This is a genomic window from Xanthomonas sp. WHRI 6108, assembly GCF_040202385.2.
Taxonomy (GTDB): domain Bacteria; phylum Pseudomonadota; class Gammaproteobacteria; order Xanthomonadales; family Xanthomonadaceae; genus Xanthomonas; species Xanthomonas arboricola.
Window position 1 is genome coordinate 2013975 of sequence record NZ_CP168198.1, and the last position, 16263, is coordinate 2030237.

The 16263-nt window shown below is 61.3% G+C and carries 14 protein-coding genes; 6 read left to right on the forward strand and 8 right to left on the reverse strand.

Going from position 1 to position 16263, the window contains the following annotated elements; translation table 11 throughout:
* Window positions 1-155: 155 nt before the first annotated feature.
* The 5 genes from ABQ039_RS08760 (at window position 156) to ABQ039_RS08780 (ending at window position 3633) form a co-directional block, all read left to right on the forward strand.
* Window positions 156-713 carry a hypothetical protein gene (locus tag ABQ039_RS08760; protein WP_179465952.1) on the forward strand — a complete coding sequence of 186 codons (558 nt, stop codon included), beginning with the start codon at window positions 156-158 and terminating at the stop codon, window positions 711-713.
* A gap of 782 nt (window positions 714-1495) precedes the next feature.
* Window positions 1496-1858 carry a hypothetical protein gene (locus ABQ039_RS08765; protein ID WP_179465951.1) on the forward strand — a complete coding sequence of 121 codons (363 nt, stop codon included), beginning with the start codon at window positions 1496-1498 and terminating at the stop codon, window positions 1856-1858.
* A gap of 209 nt (window positions 1859-2067) precedes the next feature.
* The gene (locus ABQ039_RS08770) at window positions 2068-2640 is read left to right on the forward strand and encodes a hypothetical protein (protein ID WP_179465950.1); all 573 of its coding nucleotides are present in this window, start codon (window positions 2068-2070) and stop codon (window positions 2638-2640) included.
* Between the two features lie 294 nt (window positions 2641-2934).
* Window positions 2935-3177 carry a hypothetical protein gene (locus ABQ039_RS08775; RefSeq protein WP_179465949.1) on the forward strand — a complete coding sequence of 81 codons (243 nt, stop codon included), beginning with the start codon at window positions 2935-2937 and terminating at the stop codon, window positions 3175-3177.
* 51 nt (window positions 3178-3228) lie between these two features.
* Window positions 3229-3633: a hypothetical protein gene (locus tag ABQ039_RS08780; RefSeq protein ID WP_184517243.1), complete on the forward strand. Its 405-nt coding sequence runs from the start codon at window positions 3229-3231 to the stop codon at window positions 3631-3633.
* Between the two features lie 674 nt (window positions 3634-4307).
* Here the strand turns inward: ABQ039_RS08780 and ABQ039_RS08785 are convergent.
* The 8 genes from ABQ039_RS08785 to ABQ039_RS08820 form a co-directional block, all read right to left on the reverse strand.
* Window positions 4308-5219 (reverse strand): NmrA family NAD(P)-binding protein, encoded by a 912-nt coding sequence (locus ABQ039_RS08785; RefSeq protein WP_065032283.1) that lies wholly within the window; start codon window positions 5217-5219, stop codon window positions 4308-4310.
* Window positions 5220-5546: 327 nt separating this feature from the next.
* Entirely contained in the window at window positions 5547-6293 is a 747-nt protein-coding gene (locus tag ABQ039_RS08790) for an NADPH-dependent F420 reductase (protein WP_065032282.1), read from the reverse strand.
* A gap of 125 nt (window positions 6294-6418) precedes the next feature.
* On the reverse strand, window positions 6419-7129 hold the full coding sequence (locus tag ABQ039_RS08795) for a nitroreductase (protein ID WP_221202339.1): 711 nt from the start codon (window positions 7127-7129) through the stop codon (window positions 6419-6421).
* A gap of 135 nt (window positions 7130-7264) precedes the next feature.
* A complete protein-coding gene (locus ABQ039_RS08800; protein WP_196768892.1) occupies window positions 7265-7621 on the reverse strand; it encodes a MarR family winged helix-turn-helix transcriptional regulator in 357 nt (118 codons plus the stop codon).
* A 592-nt stretch (window positions 7622-8213) separates the two neighbouring features.
* Window positions 8214-8660 carry a poly-beta-1,6-N-acetyl-D-glucosamine biosynthesis protein PgaD gene (gene pgaD, locus ABQ039_RS08805; RefSeq protein ID WP_024937760.1) on the reverse strand — a complete coding sequence of 149 codons (447 nt, stop codon included), beginning with the start codon at window positions 8658-8660 and terminating at the stop codon, window positions 8214-8216.
* Window positions 8657-9910 carry a poly-beta-1,6-N-acetyl-D-glucosamine synthase gene (gene pgaC / locus ABQ039_RS08810; protein ID WP_039527593.1) on the reverse strand — a complete coding sequence of 418 codons (1254 nt, stop codon included), beginning with the start codon at window positions 9908-9910 and terminating at the stop codon, window positions 8657-8659. The genes pgaD and pgaC overlap by 4 nt, the downstream gene beginning before the upstream one ends.
* A gap of 3 nt (window positions 9911-9913) precedes the next feature.
* Entirely contained in the window at window positions 9914-11812 is a 1899-nt protein-coding gene (gene pgaB, locus ABQ039_RS08815) for a poly-beta-1,6-N-acetyl-D-glucosamine N-deacetylase PgaB (protein WP_184517253.1), read from the reverse strand.
* Window positions 11794-13752, reverse strand: a complete 1959-nt coding sequence (locus ABQ039_RS08820) for a tetratricopeptide repeat protein (protein ID WP_104608523.1) — start codon at window positions 13750-13752, stop codon at window positions 11794-11796. The genes pgaB and ABQ039_RS08820 overlap by 19 nt, the downstream gene beginning before the upstream one ends.
* Before the next feature lie 746 nt (window positions 13753-14498).
* Between ABQ039_RS08820 and ABQ039_RS08825 the strand changes: the two genes are divergently transcribed.
* Window positions 14499-16199: a ShlB/FhaC/HecB family hemolysin secretion/activation protein gene (locus tag ABQ039_RS08825; protein WP_115510932.1), complete on the forward strand. Its 1701-nt coding sequence runs from the start codon at window positions 14499-14501 to the stop codon at window positions 16197-16199.
* The last annotated feature ends 64 nt before the right edge of the window (window positions 16200-16263 follow it).

Sequence of the window (16263 nt, forward strand, 5' to 3'; positions counted from 1 at the left end):
TCGAAAGTTACGTTTGCTGCTGCGTAATTGGTGGCCTCTTAGATCCGGCGAATTGGCCGGGACGTCTTGTCGCTTTGCAGCAGCCATAAACAAGCATGCCTTTGCTATGCTCGGTCGGCGGACAGTGAGTTCGCATGGATTTAAAGGATTTTGCAATGAAAAAAGTTTTCATCGCCGCGGCGGCTGGGCTCGCCCTCGCTGCCACTTGTAACGCCGCTGCACAGGACGTTCGTTATCTTGGAGTCACCCCGCGAATTGCAGCGGAGGCAGCAGCACAGCCTGCACTTGTGCCGGAAGGAGTGACTCTGATCTCGCTCGAACGCTGGAAGTTCCAAGAAGACACATTTTCGGCTAGGCCCATCACGACTGTCGGGCAAAGTCATCCAGGTAAGCGTCAGGGAGTACTCGGCTTCATTTCGTTCACGCCGTTTGCCGGTGGGCACACGCTCTACGCATGCATCACCAGTAACTATCGCGATCGGTTCACATCTCCTGACCCGAACTGCGAGGGCCAGGTCCCGTACCCGGCATCTATGCCCATCACTGGATATGTAGCATCAACCCAGCTTCCAGGCACGGTGCCGCTCTATCGCTGCATGCGCGGTGGGCTGCAGCCCGGGAATTGGGCCGACCACTTCGAAACCTTGGATGTAAACTGCGAAAATGTGAGATTCCCCGCGAGCGACGGGATCATTGGCTACATCTGGCTCTGATTCCTTTGCTTTTTGAAGTCACGATAGATTCGTGTGTGTAGTTTGCCGGCGGGTCGAGGGGACTCTGACCCGTCGGCGCGGAATTGGGCGATAGGTACAGCGCTTCGTTTTCGCAGCCAGTCTTGCGAAGGTTAAGCAACTCTGGCTTGACCAGCTGAGATTTTTTCCAGCGACCGACGGCGCCGACCTTGCGCACGCCTCTGCGGCCCCGGAATTTGAAAGGCCAAGGCGTAACCAGTTAGCCAGGCCGAAACCGTTCGGCGATTGAGAAGCGGTCCTCACGGAGATCCCTGGCGATGTCGTTCACCAGCACGGACGGCGCGGAGGTCTTCGGCACTCGGCAAATGTCGGTATATCCATCGGTCTTGAGTGCCACGGTGTAGGGCCCCTGCCCAGGATCTCGCCGCAAACCACGACGCGTGCGCCGATCGACGCGGCGCTTGCGTGCGGCGCGATGCGAATGACGAAGACGTCCAGCGTCTTGGAGGAGACAGTCCTCGCTTTGGATGGCTAGCGTCAGTGGGGCGAGGCAGTGCACAGGTGCACCCAAATTTTTACAGGGTAGAGATGTGCGAAATCGAGGCCGTTACGCATTGGATTAGGATCAAGCTCCCTGAATGTGCCGTCGGGCAATTCTGACGCCACGCAAGGTGATTTGCCGATAGCGGGAGTTGGTGGAGCTGGGTAGTCTAGGCCTGCCGGTCACGTTGCCAAGACAGCCGCTCAACTCGCGGAGCTCTGAGCAAGCTCAAGCCGGCTCCCCGTTATGACATGGAGAAGTTATGAAAATCTTGCTTTCCCCGATTTTTGCCGTTGCATCAATGCTCGCTATGTCTTCTGCCCAGGCAGCTACCTACCAAACCGTGGTACAGGGGTACGCCATCACCGCGGGTGGGCAGGCCGTGGATTCAAGCCCCCAATGCCCAGCCGGCTTCACACCGATTTCTGGTGGCTGGAATACCAGTGACCCGAACAAAGTGACGTTCGTTGGGGGCTTGCCCGAAAATAATGGGCGTACCCAGTCTATGAACGCGGGTCGATTTTCGGTCGTGGGGAGCTATCCGAACGGTAATGGCTGGCGCACCTATGGCTATGTCAACGGCGCAGCGATCATCAACATCTACACGGTCTGCGCATCCCAGTAAGCCCCTAGCACACGGCCATTGTCAGCTCAATCCGCAAGGCGCCCGAGAAGCGCCCAACCGGCACACATCCGCAGCAAACACAACAGTTGATGCCTGCAATTAGAAGGTTCCTGGAACAATCACTACTCCCAAATCAGAAATTCCTGATAGCGAAATCCGTATTTGGCACATAGGGTGGTGCAGCAGGGGAAATCTTACTGGAGGTCAGGATGTCGAAGGCGCTTTTGTTTTCAGCGGTTGCAGCAATGTGTGCGGGCTTGTCATGGAGCGCGTCGGCTCAGGAATATGAAAATCTGCTGCCGCTTGGTGATATTAGCAAGCTCGAGCTACGCAGCGGAGCGGTCGCGCTCCAGTTCCCCGAGGGTATGAATCCGAAGCCGCTCTTCCGCTTGCATAACACACGAGTCAAGATGCATCTGACTCATGGGGAATTACCGAATAACTGGAGTCAGCTAGGCTGGAAACTGGAAGGTACTCTGGGGATTGGCTCACACTCATGGTTTCCCGGTTCGCACCAAGTGTTTTCTTGCTATATGCGCAGCCGTACAACGGGAGAGCAGGGAAGATATTTCAGTTCTACTGATCCTAACTGCGAAGGTTGGACGCTGACCGAATGGGCGCCCCATATCACTTTCCTAAATGATGTTCAGGTGCCTGGCACTGTTCCTCTTTATCGTTGCTACTACCAACCCAATTTAGATCATTACGATACGCTCTCCGATACTTGTGAAGGTCTTCCTGGTGCCACGCGTGAAAGCATCCTAGGATACATCTATCTTTAATACTTCATGCGAAAGCATGTCTTGAATAAAACGAAGCCGATCAATCGATCGGCTTCAATTAATCCTAATCGGTTGAGCCAGTGTCTCGTCAGCTCGATGACTTTCGATCACTTCCGCTGGATATTTTGCGAGGAGTTCGGCTTCAAATTGCTCCATAACTGAAAATGTGTCGACAGTGCTCGCGACGCGATAGTGCAGCTATTCGAAGAGACTGAGGGTCTGGTTTTCGTCCATCGGGCGAAGTCTACGGACATTGGTTTCAAGCGGTGAGATGGCTACGCCGATACTGTGGGCATGGACAGAACCCAACTTAAGACCCATTTCGAGAACCTTGATGCCGCAGTGCCGGCGCTGCTGAAGATTAACCCCGACCGTTGCCACTTCTGGCTGGCCTTCGATGGCATGGCGAACCTCGTTGAGGGATGCGCCATCGCTGGCGACGATGCTCAATTCGTCTCCCGGCTGCTCGATGAGATTTTGGCCTGGCACGGCCTCCAAGATACCGACCGCAGCTTTGGAGAGGCGGCCATTTGTTAGTCCGCGCAGATCCTAGCCGAGTTCAAAGAATTCCCGCAGGATTTTGACGCCGTGATGGACATCGACAACCACGTGAAAGCCTTCTGTTGGAGCGAGGGCGCCCAGGCGCGCCGGATCAAGGCACCACGTGCGATGGTGGGTGAGCTGCTGGAGATCGGCCCGCCCGAGCTGCAGGAGAACCTACGCGCGGCGGACGCGGCCGATCCAAGGAGCCGAGTGTCATCGTTCCCCAAAAGTCGGACGCTGACCGAGCTACCTGTCGGCATGAATTGGCTGAACCCCGTCGTCGGCGAGACCATCAATCGCGATCAATTAAATGTGTTGTGTGTCGATCCAGGTGGCGCAGATGTCCCTGCAAGAGTTCGGCGTAATCAGTTTTACGGCAGCAACTGTGACAAAGCCAAAGCCTGCAATGCAAGCTCTATTGACATAGCACAGCCACAGAGCGCGCGATAAGCCTCACGTCCCAAGCACCCACCTAAGGAGAAGGTCGTCCGTTCGAATCGGGCCGGGGTCACCAGGAAACAATGATTTGGCGCGACGCGCGCACTGCCATTTCGCACGACTACTGCCAAGGGTTGTATGGCTTGCCATGTCCAACCGAGCGAGTTGGCATCCATGCCGTGCAGGCCATCATCCTCCAAGATTTCAAATGGATCTGGTGCGATCAGGTGATAGTGGACATTGGGTATCGATGCCCAGATGAATTCGTAGGCAGTGGGCAGACAGGTCGTCTGGTCGCAGTGCAGGCGAACGCAGGCTCGGGGAGTTCAGGGAAGGGGATGGCTGTTTTTGGTATTGCGGGGTTTGGTTCGATATCCCCGTGCCGCGACGTTACAGACGCTGCAGGTTCTGATCTAGGCCGTGACCAAGGCTGCCATTTCGCAGGCTTGGCGCCCGCCGGGTAACTGGCAGGGGCCCTAAAGCAGGGCGCTGGACGTGCAGCTGTCACTGCACCCCCGGCACCGCAACACCGGCGTTCTCACCGCCTTGCACGTGCCCGGACCCTGTGCCCTCGCGATGCCACAGGGTCGGTCACCGACATCGCAGACGTTGAGAACCCAATGACCCGGTCCACGATTCCTGGCCGGGCAGCAGGCGCTACCTGATCAAGCACTTCTAGCCCTGCTTCACGTCGAAGGGCTATCAACGAATGCCAGGAGCTGCGTTTTGTGCATTTCCGCCCAAGCACGGACGTTGATTGCTGGCCGGCCCAGCAGATAGGGGACGTCGTCCTTGACCGTACCCATGTAGCCCATGCGTCCATCGGCGAACTGTGTCAGTAGCTCGAATGAGCTACGGGCATACCAGTCCTCGACTTCCACAGTACCTTTCTTGAAATGCGCTTCCACATCAGAGACACCGAGCATGTTGCAGTGAATCGGACGGTCGAGCACCTCGCTAAACGCGGCGGCAAGCTCTGCGCCGGTCATGGTTTCGGTACTGAGGTAGTAGTTCTTGGACCCGTGGCGTTCCGGACCCTCGCGCAGGACCTTGGCAGTTACTGCCGCCAGATCGTGAAGCGCGACATAGCCGACTCGGTTCTCACCCCAATAAACCGAGAACGTGCCTCCGACCGGCGGCGACACACTCAGCATGTTTTCGAGAAACACGTTGGGGTGCAGGTGCGTCCAGGCAATGCCGCTGGCCTCGATGTAGGCTTCGACCAGCGCGAACCAGCAATACTTCGAATCGGTAGCGTCGTCTGCCGCGAAGACTCCCTGGTTGACGATGTGCCGGACGCCGGCCTTTTTCGCCGCGTCCACCACGGTCTTGGTCTGGTGAGTCATGGCGATGGTATAGCCGGTCAGGACGTTCATGCGATCGACACCGCAGAGCGCAGTGGCAAAGGTGCGTGGATCATCGAGGTCGAATAACACGGCATCACGGCCCTCAGCGCGCAGCCGTTCCAGATCCTCCTGCTTGCGCACGCCGATGCGAACGCGCACGTCGCCTGGGTTCTTGTCGAACTCTTGTAAAATTAGGCGGCCGGTCTGGCCAGTGGTACCCATGAGGAAGATGAGAGGAGTGCTTTGGCTCATAAACGTTTTCCAGTGGTGACTTTTGGGTTGTGCAGGGCACGCGCGATCCGGCTAGGGCAATCTGGGCGTCGTGCATGTCCCAAGGCGAAAGAGCAGGGACACTTAGCGAGGCAGCAGAGTGCCGCCATCGTGGCGGCTCACCCATAGCCGGAACGCCGCAGTGGTCCGTTCGAACCATGAGCAACGCTTCATCGACCTGTTATGCCTCGCCGGCGGTGCCCACGCCCGAAGAGGGCAGGGCGCGCTTGATTGCAAAAGACGATATGTTTCGGACACATCAGCCGGCAGTCTGCCGCTGAGATAGCTCCTCAAGGCACGTTGCGACGCTCACATGAAGAGCGCCCGGGTAAGGCGAACGGCATACTCCGAGTCGGGGTTGGTGGTTCCGTCGCCAACCCGCTCCATGATCGCCTCGATCGCCAGGTCGCGGCGCTTAGGCAAGCGTGCACGGTCGGTAGCCTTCAAGGCCTGGGGCAGCTCCTCGCGCGTGAGGTCAGTGCAATAGCTTGGCGATCCAGGCTGCTGGCGCCATGATTCGCTGAGCGGTCCCGAATGGACGGCGTCAAGTCCGGTATCGTCCACCAGCCTCATCGCCATGTCGCGTGCACGGTCATCGTTGGCAGCGACGGGGATGGCGATTCGCCCCTCCGCGCCGGCAGGGACACCCTTCTCCGCGAAGGACGCGGAGGTGATGGCATTCCACGCCTTGGCGATAGAGCGGCCAAGCTGTGCTGCGACCCATTCGCTCTCTGTCAGCCCAGCCTCGATCTCCGCAATCTCACCATCGCGCTTGGGGTAGTAGTTGGAAGTGTCGATCACAACGGGATTGGCAGACAGGTTGGCAAACAGCGGGGCTATCTTTGGAATGGCACCGAGGGGCGTCGATAGAATCACCACGTCCACGTCCTGTACCGCTTCCAGGGACGTGACGGCACGGGCACCATGCCGAAGGATGTCGCCCTTGATGGTGTCCGGCCCCCGCGAATTGGCCACTTTGACTTCATGACCTGCGGCACTGAGTTTCTTCACGAGCGTTTTGCCGATGTGGCCGGTTCCCAATATGCCTATTTTCATTGTTTATCCTTTGAGTGGTCGATCGCTGCCAAAGGCGCGGCAAGCCGCGCGAAGCACTCCGTTCACCGCCCCGACTCAATGGAGTGGGAGCGGTGGATAATTGAATGGATACGTGCTGGCGTGCTTCAGGAATGGAAGGTCGTACTCGTGTCGACGGGCACGCGATCCATATAAATCCGGTTGCCAGGCGCTGCCTCATCTACGTACCCGAAAGAGATGCCGAACAGCAGCTTCAATTCGTCGGGAATGCCAAGAAATTCGCGGATTGTTCCGGCAAAGAACGCGAGCGCGGTTTGCGGGATGCCGCCGAGTCCGCGAGCTGCAAGCGACAGAAGGATGGTCTGGCCATACATGCCCATGTCACCGGCGACGCGTACATTGTCGCCAAATGAGGGCATGAACAAGAACGCGACCTGTGGGGCATTGAAAAACGAGTAGTTCATCGCTCCTACGCGGCGCCGGCCTTCCTTGTCTTCGCGCATGACGTTCATGGCTTCGTAATAGGCCTTGCCTAGCGCGTCGTTACGTTTGCGATACTCGCCGTAGAAGTCATGCTGATCAAACGAGAAGTCGGGAGTGAATTCTCCTGCGTCGTTCTTGGCATGCAGTACCCTGGAAAGCTGCTTGAGCTTGTCGCCGCGGACAATGTGAGTATTCCAAGGCTGCGTGTTGCAATTGGACGGCGCGTGTTGCGCATCCTCCAGAACCTCCCGGATAACACGATCCGGCACCGGCTCATCCAGAAAGCCGCGTATCGAGCGACGCACGCGAGTTGCCTCGGTGAACGAGAGCATTCCTTCGGAGGTCGTTGCTGATTGTTCTCTGGCTTTGTGCATTTTTATGAATACTCCCGGATTTGTAAGGGCGTTCAGAGAATCCTCCAAGTCCGCCGCGGAACCTCAGAAAAATCTGGTGAACTACAACATAGTGCGCTAGATAAATGGGTTGAAGAGAAGGCTCTGGCGGCGTCTTTAGCCGAGTTGAGGACGACTCAGGGCCTGCAAGGTGTCGCGTAACTCGATCAAGCCCTGTTCGTCGAGCTTGCAAGCACTCTTGATCTTCTGGCTGACGCTCAAGATCTCGTCCCGGATGCCGCCGGCACGCGCTGTCAGATCAACAAGCACGCGTCTTTCATCGCGTGGGTCGCGGGTACGGGTAACAAATCCCGCCGCTTCAAGCCGCTTCACAAGGGGGGTGATGGTGCCGGTGTCCATGTCGAGACGCTCGCCAAGCATGCCTACGGACTGCGGCGAGCCATGCAGGAGCTCAAGTATCACAAGGTACTGCGGGAACGTCAGGCCCAGTGGCTCAAGGAACGGCTTATGCATCCGAGCCATTCGGTTGGCCGCTCCATACAGAGCGAAAGACAGTTGCAAACCCACGCTTTGAGACTTCGGCATCACGTTTCTGGTGAATTAGTCTTGTGCGCTAGACAATAAATCCGGCAATTCGCTATTGCAATAGCTGTGATCGACAAAGGGAACCAGCATGACCCTTCCATACATTTTCAAGCGGCTGTCAACAGGCTTGGTCAGCGTATGTCAGCTGAGTCCCACGGATACGCTTCGTACGTGGGGAAGCCTTGTGCGCCCGACGGCCGTTGTTCAGTGATGTGCAGTCATGGGTCAGGCATTCTTGAATTGCGCCAGCATAGCCATGGTGTAGCGAGGTCGACTGTTGTCATCTGCACCCACGCACTCGGCGCTGCCCCCCGCGAGCAATAGGGACCGAATCTTCCCTCCTCCTAGCCGCAGCGAGGCCATGGATCGGCACGAAGCCCTGCAGCCCCGGAAGGTCGCCCGTTCGAATCGAGCCGGGGTCAACAGAATCGACTGGACTGACGCTTGCGCTCGGCGCATTGCTGAACGAGGTCATCGATTGCCTGAGCGATCGGTCGTATCTATCGTCCATCAACCCGACTCAGCCATGCCGCACAACCCGCACCCCTACCGGTCGTGCAAACTTATCCATCGCCACCGAGGAGATGCGGCTATGGCGCAGCAGGCTGCCGAGCTGTTCGGGGACGCCCAGGCGTTGATCGACTTCCGGTTCGAGCACGGTGCGGCGGCGTTTGCGCTGGTCGGCCTTGGCGAAGCGGATGCGGTTGTACTCGGCCCAGCCGACGGTGGTGATGGCGCTCATCAGGGCGATTACCGGCAGGGCGCCCAGTGCGAACGGATCCAGCGCGTTGTGCTTGAGATACAGCTCCGTGTAGGCGCTGCGCAGGCCGAAGAACCAGGCGATCAGCGTTGCCAGGGGTGCCCACAGATAGAAGTAGACCATCCAGGCGCCAGCGGTGGCGGCGCCGTAGGCGAGGCGGCGCGAGCGGCCGAGGCGTTGCGGCAGGTTGATGATGGGCGGTGTCATTGGATTCCTCGGTCGGGGCTTTTCCAGCGGGCGCGTTTGCTGCGGCGCGCGAGCAGGGCACGGGGGAAGGCGATGACGGCAGTGAGCATGCCGATCATCCAGAAGGCGACCGGATACCAGATTACCCAGAAGAACTGGCGCGCCAGGCCTTTTTCGTAGCGGCGTTCGATCACCAGGCTGGTGGCGAACTGCATCAGGCACACCACCGCCAGCACCAGGCCATGCCAACGCGGCAGGATGGTGTCGACGTACAGCGCAGGCGGCAGCGGGATGACCTTGCCGAGCAGCCACAGCACGATGATGAAGAGCATCGTGTAGGCCCAGGCCAGGCTGAGCGCGTATTCCAGCAGCACGCCCCACATGCGTCGGCTGCGCCAGGACAGCACGCGGCGGCCATGGCTCAGCAACACTTCCACACCACCGCGCGCCCAGCGCAGGCGTTGCATCCACAGGCCGCGGAAGGTCTCCGGCATCAGGATCCAGCACAGCGCGTTGGGCTCGTAACGGATATCCCAGTCGTCGAGCTGCAGACGCCAGGAGATGTCGATGTCTTCGGTGACCATGTTGTCGGACCAGAAGCCGACGTGATGCAGCGCCGACCGCCGGAACGCGCAGATCACGCCCGACACGGTGAACAGCCGCCCGTAAACACGCTGCGCACGCTTGATCAAACCGACGATGGCGGAGAATTCGCCCACCTGCATGCGGCCCATCAGCGTGGTGCGGTTACGCACCCGCGGGTTGCCGGTGACGCCGCCGACGCGCGGGCCGGAGATCAGGTGGCCGACCATCCAGCGGGTGGCATTCGGGTCCAGGATGGCGTCGGCATCCACGCACACCAGATAGTCCGAGCGCGACGCCAGCGTGCCGACGCGCAGCGCGTTGGCCTTGCCGTGGTTCTGCTCCAGGTGTACCACGCGCAGGCGCGGATGCTGGTGGGTGAGGTCGTCGAGCGCTTGGGCGGTGTCGTCGCTGCTGCCATCGTTGATGGCGATGATCTCGAAGTCCGGGTAGTTCTGCGCACTCATCGCGGCGATGGTTTCGCCGACATGCTTGGCCTCGTTGTAGCAGGGCACCAGCAACGACACGAACGGCTCGCTGGCCAACGGTGGCGGCGACGAGGGACCCGGTGTGCCGCGTTCGCGTCGCAGGTAGTAGTACGTGCCTCCGATCATCCAGAAGAACGCCATGATGATGGGATAGAAAAACGCGAAGTTGAACAGGGCGCCCAACAGGAGGCTGGTCGTCATCGGCTACCGCTCGATATATGGGAATTGCCGAGCCGACATGGCCTCGCGCGCTTCGGGAAGAGACGGGTGGCCGCCGATGAAGTCGTCGGGGTAGTACGCCAGGTGGCGCACGCCCGCAGCCAGGAGCAACTTGCTGTGTTCGAGCAGCACGCCCTCCGGCAGGGGCTTGCCGGTGCGCCAATCCACGGTCTGCAGTTCGAAAATGGTCTTCTCGAAACCATGCGGCTGCTGGCCGACCCGCTGCGCCAGCTGCTGAAGCCACTGCTGTGGGTCGTTGGCTTGCTCCATGTACGGCATCGCCATCAGCGCTGTGTAGTCGTAGGCCGAAGCAAATGCGTCCAGGCGCTGCGCGAACCAGGCCTCGCTATGCGGCTGCAGCACTGGCTGCGCGAACAGGTTGCGCACGGTCACCAGCTTGGGGCGCCAGCGTTCGGCGGCTGCTTTCAGCTCCTGGGTGAAGCCGATCAGCTGCTGCGTGCGCGTGGCAGGATCGCCATTGCCGTAGGCAGGCACTTCGTCGTCGCGCAGATAGGCATCGTCGTGGAACAACAGGCCTTCGAAGTAGGTGTTGGCGGCCAGGTCCTCGTAGATGTCGGCGACCAGCTGATGCGTGCGCGGATTGCCCGGATCCAGGCGCGGCACATCCTTCGGGTCCTTGCCGCGAATCTGCAGCGCCGCCTGCTGCTGCGCGTCGGGCAGATGGAAGCCCAGCACCGGCAACCAGGCGAACACGCGCACGCCGGCACGGGTGCGCAGCTGCCAGGCCACACGCCCGAACAGATCCGCGCGCATCGGCAGATGCCGGTTGGGGAAGTACAGCGCATCGGCTGCGCCATCGCCATCCGGGTCGGCGAAGGCCTGCAGGAATACATGGCTGGGGCCGATGTCCTTGACGCGCTGGACCAGGATGTCGAGGTTGCGTGCCAGCTGCGCCGGGTCCGGGTCGTAGACGTAATCCAGATCGATCTGGATCGCACGCAGGCCATCGCGCGACAGGTCGCGTCGCAGTTCGCCGGCCAGGTCGCGCACATCGGGGTTGTTGAACAGCAACAGGCGGCCGAGGCTGGCCAGCGATTGCCCGTCCACGCGGTCGCGGCCCTGCTGGCCGATATCGGCTTCGTGCGAACGGCCTTCCAGGTCGAAGCTGAGCGTCATGCCCAGTTGCGCGGCAATGGCGTTGCTGGCGCGGTTGTAGGCGGCATACGGCCACACCATGGCGCGCGGCGGTTTGCCCAGGTGCGCCACGATGGCGTCGCGGCTATGGCGCAGATCGGTCTGGATGCGCTGGCGATAATCCGCTTCGCTCTCATAGCCCTTGCCCGCTTCCCAACGACGGGTGACCGCTGCCGGGGTCTGATTGCCGAATGGATTGCCGGGGATACCTTTGTGCAGATCGTCGCTGTGCGAACCGATTTCGATCAGGCCGCTGTCCTGCATTTCGCGCAGTTGTGCCCAGGTGACGAAATCATCGTGGGTGAAATCGCGATGGCCGTAGGGCACCACCTGGTCGGCCGGCAATTCGACCCAGCTGGTGACCGGTGCGACCAGCGCGGGATAGCCATAGGCCTGCAATAAGGGGAACACACGCGTGTAGACGCTGCGCAAGCCATCGTCGAAGGTCAGTAGCACCGGCCTGGAGGGCAGGGCGCGCCTGCCGGCACGTGCATCCAGGACCTGCTGCACACTCACCGGGTGATAGGCGTGCGAGCGCAGCCAGTCCAGATGCGCGGCGAAGTTGCTCGTGGACACCGCATAACGATCGGGATCGCCCTTGGCGGCGACGTCGTCGCGAATATCGTGGTAGCTGAGCACCAGCAGGCCCGCCTGCGCCGACGACGCGAACGTCATCAGCAGCAAGGCGACCAGCAACAGCGGCAGGCGGATCAAGGCGTACCTCCCCATCGGAAATCCAGGTCGAATCCAAGTTGTTGTTCGCGCTGGCCGTCGTAGACCGGGCGAGACCAGCTCACGCCGTAGCTCAGCGCACTGCCGTCGCCCAGCGACCACAGGTGCCGGTAGGCCGCACTGGGCACCCACTGGCTGCCGAAGCCGGACTGATAGGTCGGCCCGACGGTGACCTCCAGCCGCTGCCGGAAGGCGTAGTCGTAGCGACGCCAGCCGATCTGATCGATGCGCACGCCGGCGGCCACCGCAGAGTTGCGGCGCGGATTGAAGTAATTGACGGCGCGGTCGTCTTCGGCACGTCCGGCCGAAGCGGCGAACAGGCCATCCAGCAGCAGGTGCGGGCTGGCCCACAGTCGCTGGCTGCCGGACAGATCCAGCTGATCGCGCCGATTGCCGTCGCTGTAGCGCAGCTGGCGTGCCTGCAGTTCCCAACGGCTTTCGTCGTTGGGTGTCCAGCGCAGGGCGGCACCGATGCTGTCGCCGGTGATGCCGAAACGGCGTGCCTGCAATGAGGCGTCCGGATCGCGTGTGCGCCAAGCCAGGCTGCCGTACCAGGCATCGGAAAACCGCCAGCCGGCATCCAGCGCCCAGGCGGTGCCATCGCGATCGAATTCGTCGAGCGCGCGTCCGCCGTAGGCGCTGACATCCAGGCGGTCGTAGCGGTAGTGCGCGCCCAGCCAGAAACTGCGATAACGCACGCGCGTGTCCTGGAAATCGGCCCAATCGTCGCGTGCGCGCAATCCCACGCGCCAGCGCTCGCCGAGCAGCGGCGATTCGGCTTCCAGCAGCGTGCTGCCGAAGTCGTTGCCGAGCGGCGAAGTGCTGTTAGTCAGGGTGTCGTTGTCGCTGCGGCCGCGCGCATGGCTGAGATGTACCTGCCAGCCGCGTTGACGTTCCAGCGAGGCGCCAAGCCGCTGCAGGCCGGCGTCATCCGGATATTCCTTGCGCAGCGGCGCAAAAGTCGCTGCGGCCAGATCCAGGCGATCCAGATCGCGCTGCGCTTCGACCACGCCACTGCGCGCCTGTTTTTGGTGCGGATCCAGCGTCAATGCCATCGCGTTGCGTTGCAGCGCTGCGCTCGGGTGCCCGCGACGGAATTCGATCGAGGCCAGTGCCGCCTGCAGCTCCGCATTGTCGGGGCCGATGGCCACACGTTCGCGCAACAGGGCGTCTGCGTCGCGATTGTGGTTGGCCGCCGAGCGTGCGGTGGCCAGGGCAATGTCTGCGCTGAAGCGATCCCAGTTTTCGTAGCCGCTGCTGGCGCCGTTGCGGCGCGGCCACGGCGCCTGCGTGGCCGCGAGTCTTTCAAACAGCGGCATCGCCAGGTCGAAGCGTTCCTGCTCGAGCAAGGCATAGCCCAGCAGCAGCTGCGTATTGAAGTCGTCGGGATTGTGCTGCAGGGCCTGCCGGAGCACGGCTTCGGCCTCGGCCGGGCGACGCAGGCCCATCAGCGAATCGCCGACCGTCGGCAATACATAGGCGGGAACCTCGATACCTTCCGCCTTCAACGCCTGGTAGTTGGCCACCACGTCGCGATGGCGCTGGCGCTGGTTGAGCGCGACCAGGCTGTCGACGCGCAGCCGCGTGGCTTCCCAGGTCAGTGTCGGCGGTGATTCGCGTTCGATGCGGGCGACATTGACCAGGGCCTGATCGGTCTCGGCATAGCGGTGCGCCGCATCGATGGGTTCGGCGCTGGCCCAGCCGATCATGTGGGCGACGCGATCGTTTTCGATGCGCTCACGCTCCTGCTGCGAGAACCAGTCCGGATGCCGCCATACCGCCTCTGCTGCAAGCTGTGCGCTGCCGAGGTCGCTCAGCGTGATCGCACGCATGGTGTAGGCGCCACGATCCCGCGGATTCGCACGCAGTACGCGCTCATAGATGGCCAAGGCATCCGCATGGCGTTGCTGGCCGCGCAATTGCTCAGCCTGCTGCATGGGAGTGAGGGCGGTGGAGGCGTCAGTCACCCCGTTCGGCCGCACTTCACCACTGTGCGCCTGGGGCACACATGCGGCAATCAAGGCGAGGCTGAGCAGAGGAGTGAGTGCGCCCGTGCGGTCAGGACAACCGCGACGCACGTGGTTGCAAAAGCTGGGGGAAAAGGCAGTGCATTAGCGGTCCAGGCGTATGACGACTGGCGATACTGCGTATGCCTATGTAAAGCCTACGTCATCACGAATTTAACGCGATCTTCATCGGATCAGCTCGCTTTAAATGTGACTTTTGTCACTAAAAATGCTTTAAGGCAATCTTCCTGCCCTAATTAATTGCCTTCAGCGGCGCCTCGGAGACCTGAAGATTGACCAGACCGGCATCACTCAACTACGCCGCTGATTTGCCACGCTGGTCGCAGTTAGATATGCATTAAAAGTAATTACTCTGTTGTCTACGATAGCGGCACGTTGCCGGATGTTTCCGGTTTGGGAGCAACCGAATTCGGTAGTGAGCGCGTGGGCCGAGATATCTTCGCCCGCTTTTTAAGTGATTTACGTCACAAAAGTGAAAGGGTCGGGTTTTTCTTACAGGGTGGCCCCTACATAGCGCGTTGACCAGTTCTTAACGTTCCATCACAGTTGCGCCGCGTTCGTTGTGCTGAAGGTTGCGTCGCCGTCTTGGTGGCCGGGCATGGCGGTGTGAGCGACGGGGCGCCCAAGCGCGGCCCGCCGGACAGGGGGCAGGACAAATGTGGATGCGTTCGGCGCCAATGGCGCTGGCGGCTTGCCTATGGGCTGTCGCCGGGCTGGCGGCTGCACAACAAACAGCACCGACAACGCTGGATCGCCAGGAGCAATTGCGCCAGGCCGAGGAGATTCAGCGGCGTCAGGAACAGGAGCGACAAGCACCCTTCGCCGGCCCGCGCGAGGATGCCGAGCGCGTGGATGCGCGCAGCACCGTGCTGCCAAAGGAGGAACTGTGTTTCCCGATCGCCCGCGTGCGCCTGTCCGGTGCAGGAAACGACGGTGCACGCTTTGCGTGGTTGTGGACCTCGCTGCGTCGTTATGAGGGCCGCTGCATCGGTCGCGCGGGTATCGACATCATCCGCCGTCGCGCCCTGGATCAGCTGGTCGCGCGCGGCCTGGTCACCACCCGCATCGGCGTGCCCGAACAGGATCTTTCGCGCGGCGAACTGCGTTTCGAACTGATGCCCGGCCGCTTGCGTGCGGTGCGCGTGGTTTCCGACACCGGCGGCGAACATTGGAAGAGCGCGCTGCCGCTACGGCACGGCGACCTGCTGGACCTGCGTGCGATCGAGCAGGCGGTGGAGCAGTTCAAGCGACTGCCTTCGCAGGACGCCAAGATCGACATCGCGCCGGGCGAGGCACCGGGCGAATCGGATCTGGTCATCACCTTGCAGCATGGTCGGCGCTGGCGCGGCGTGGCCAATGCCGACGACTCTGGCGTGGAAGCCACCGGGCGCGTGCAGAGCGGGCTGGATTTTTCGCTCGACAACCCGCTGGGCCTCAACGATCTGCTCAGCGTCGGCTACAGCCATGACCTGGCCACGCGCGACGAAGAGCGCGGCACGCGCGGCAACAGTCTCAGTTACAGCCTGCCATGGGGCTGGTGGACGTTTGCGTTGTCGGCCTCGTCGTACCGCTACCACCAGCGCGTGGACGGGTTTTTGCAGACCTTCCAGTCCAGCGGCGAATCCAGCAACGCGCAGCTGGATATCCAGCGCGTATTGCATCGCAACGGCACCAGCAAGACCTCTGCCGGTGTCACGGTTGGCCGGCGGCGTGCGCGCAGCTATCTGGATGGCGTGGAGATCGGCATCCAGCGTCGCGATACCAGCAGCGCAGAGTTCTACGTCACCCATCGCCGTTATCTGGGGACGATGCAGTTGGACGTGCGCATCGCGCATCGGCGTGGCACGCCGTGGTTCAACAGCCAGTGGACCGGTTACGACCCGCAGATCGGCTTCCCGACATTCCGTTATGGCGTGACCACGCTGGACGTGAGCACCGCCATGCCGTTCAAGCTGGGACCGGTGCCGATGGCGTGGGAAAGCAGCCTGCGTGCGCAAACCGCAGGCGAGCTGTTACTTGGCTCGGAGTTCGTCACCATCGGGGGCCGCTACAGCGTGCGCGGCTTCGATGGCGAAGCGACCTTGGGCGCGGAAAAAGGCGCGTATTGGCGCAACACCTTGAGTTTTCCGATCCAGCAGATCGGGCTGACACCGTACCTGGGCCTGGATGCCGGTCGCATCGATGGCACCAGTGCCAGCGGCCTGCGCGGCCGCAGTCTGGTGGGCGGCGCGGTGGGTCTGCGCGGGGGCTGGTTCGGTGCCAGCATCGATGCGTTTGCCGGCTGGGCGATTCATCGCCCGGATGGGTTTGGAAGTGCGCAGCCGGCGTATGGCGCGCGTGTGATCTACCAGTTCTGACATGGATCGCGCCGCCAGCCGGCAGCGCGCTGTTGATTGATGACGCCGATCAGTGGCGAGAGAG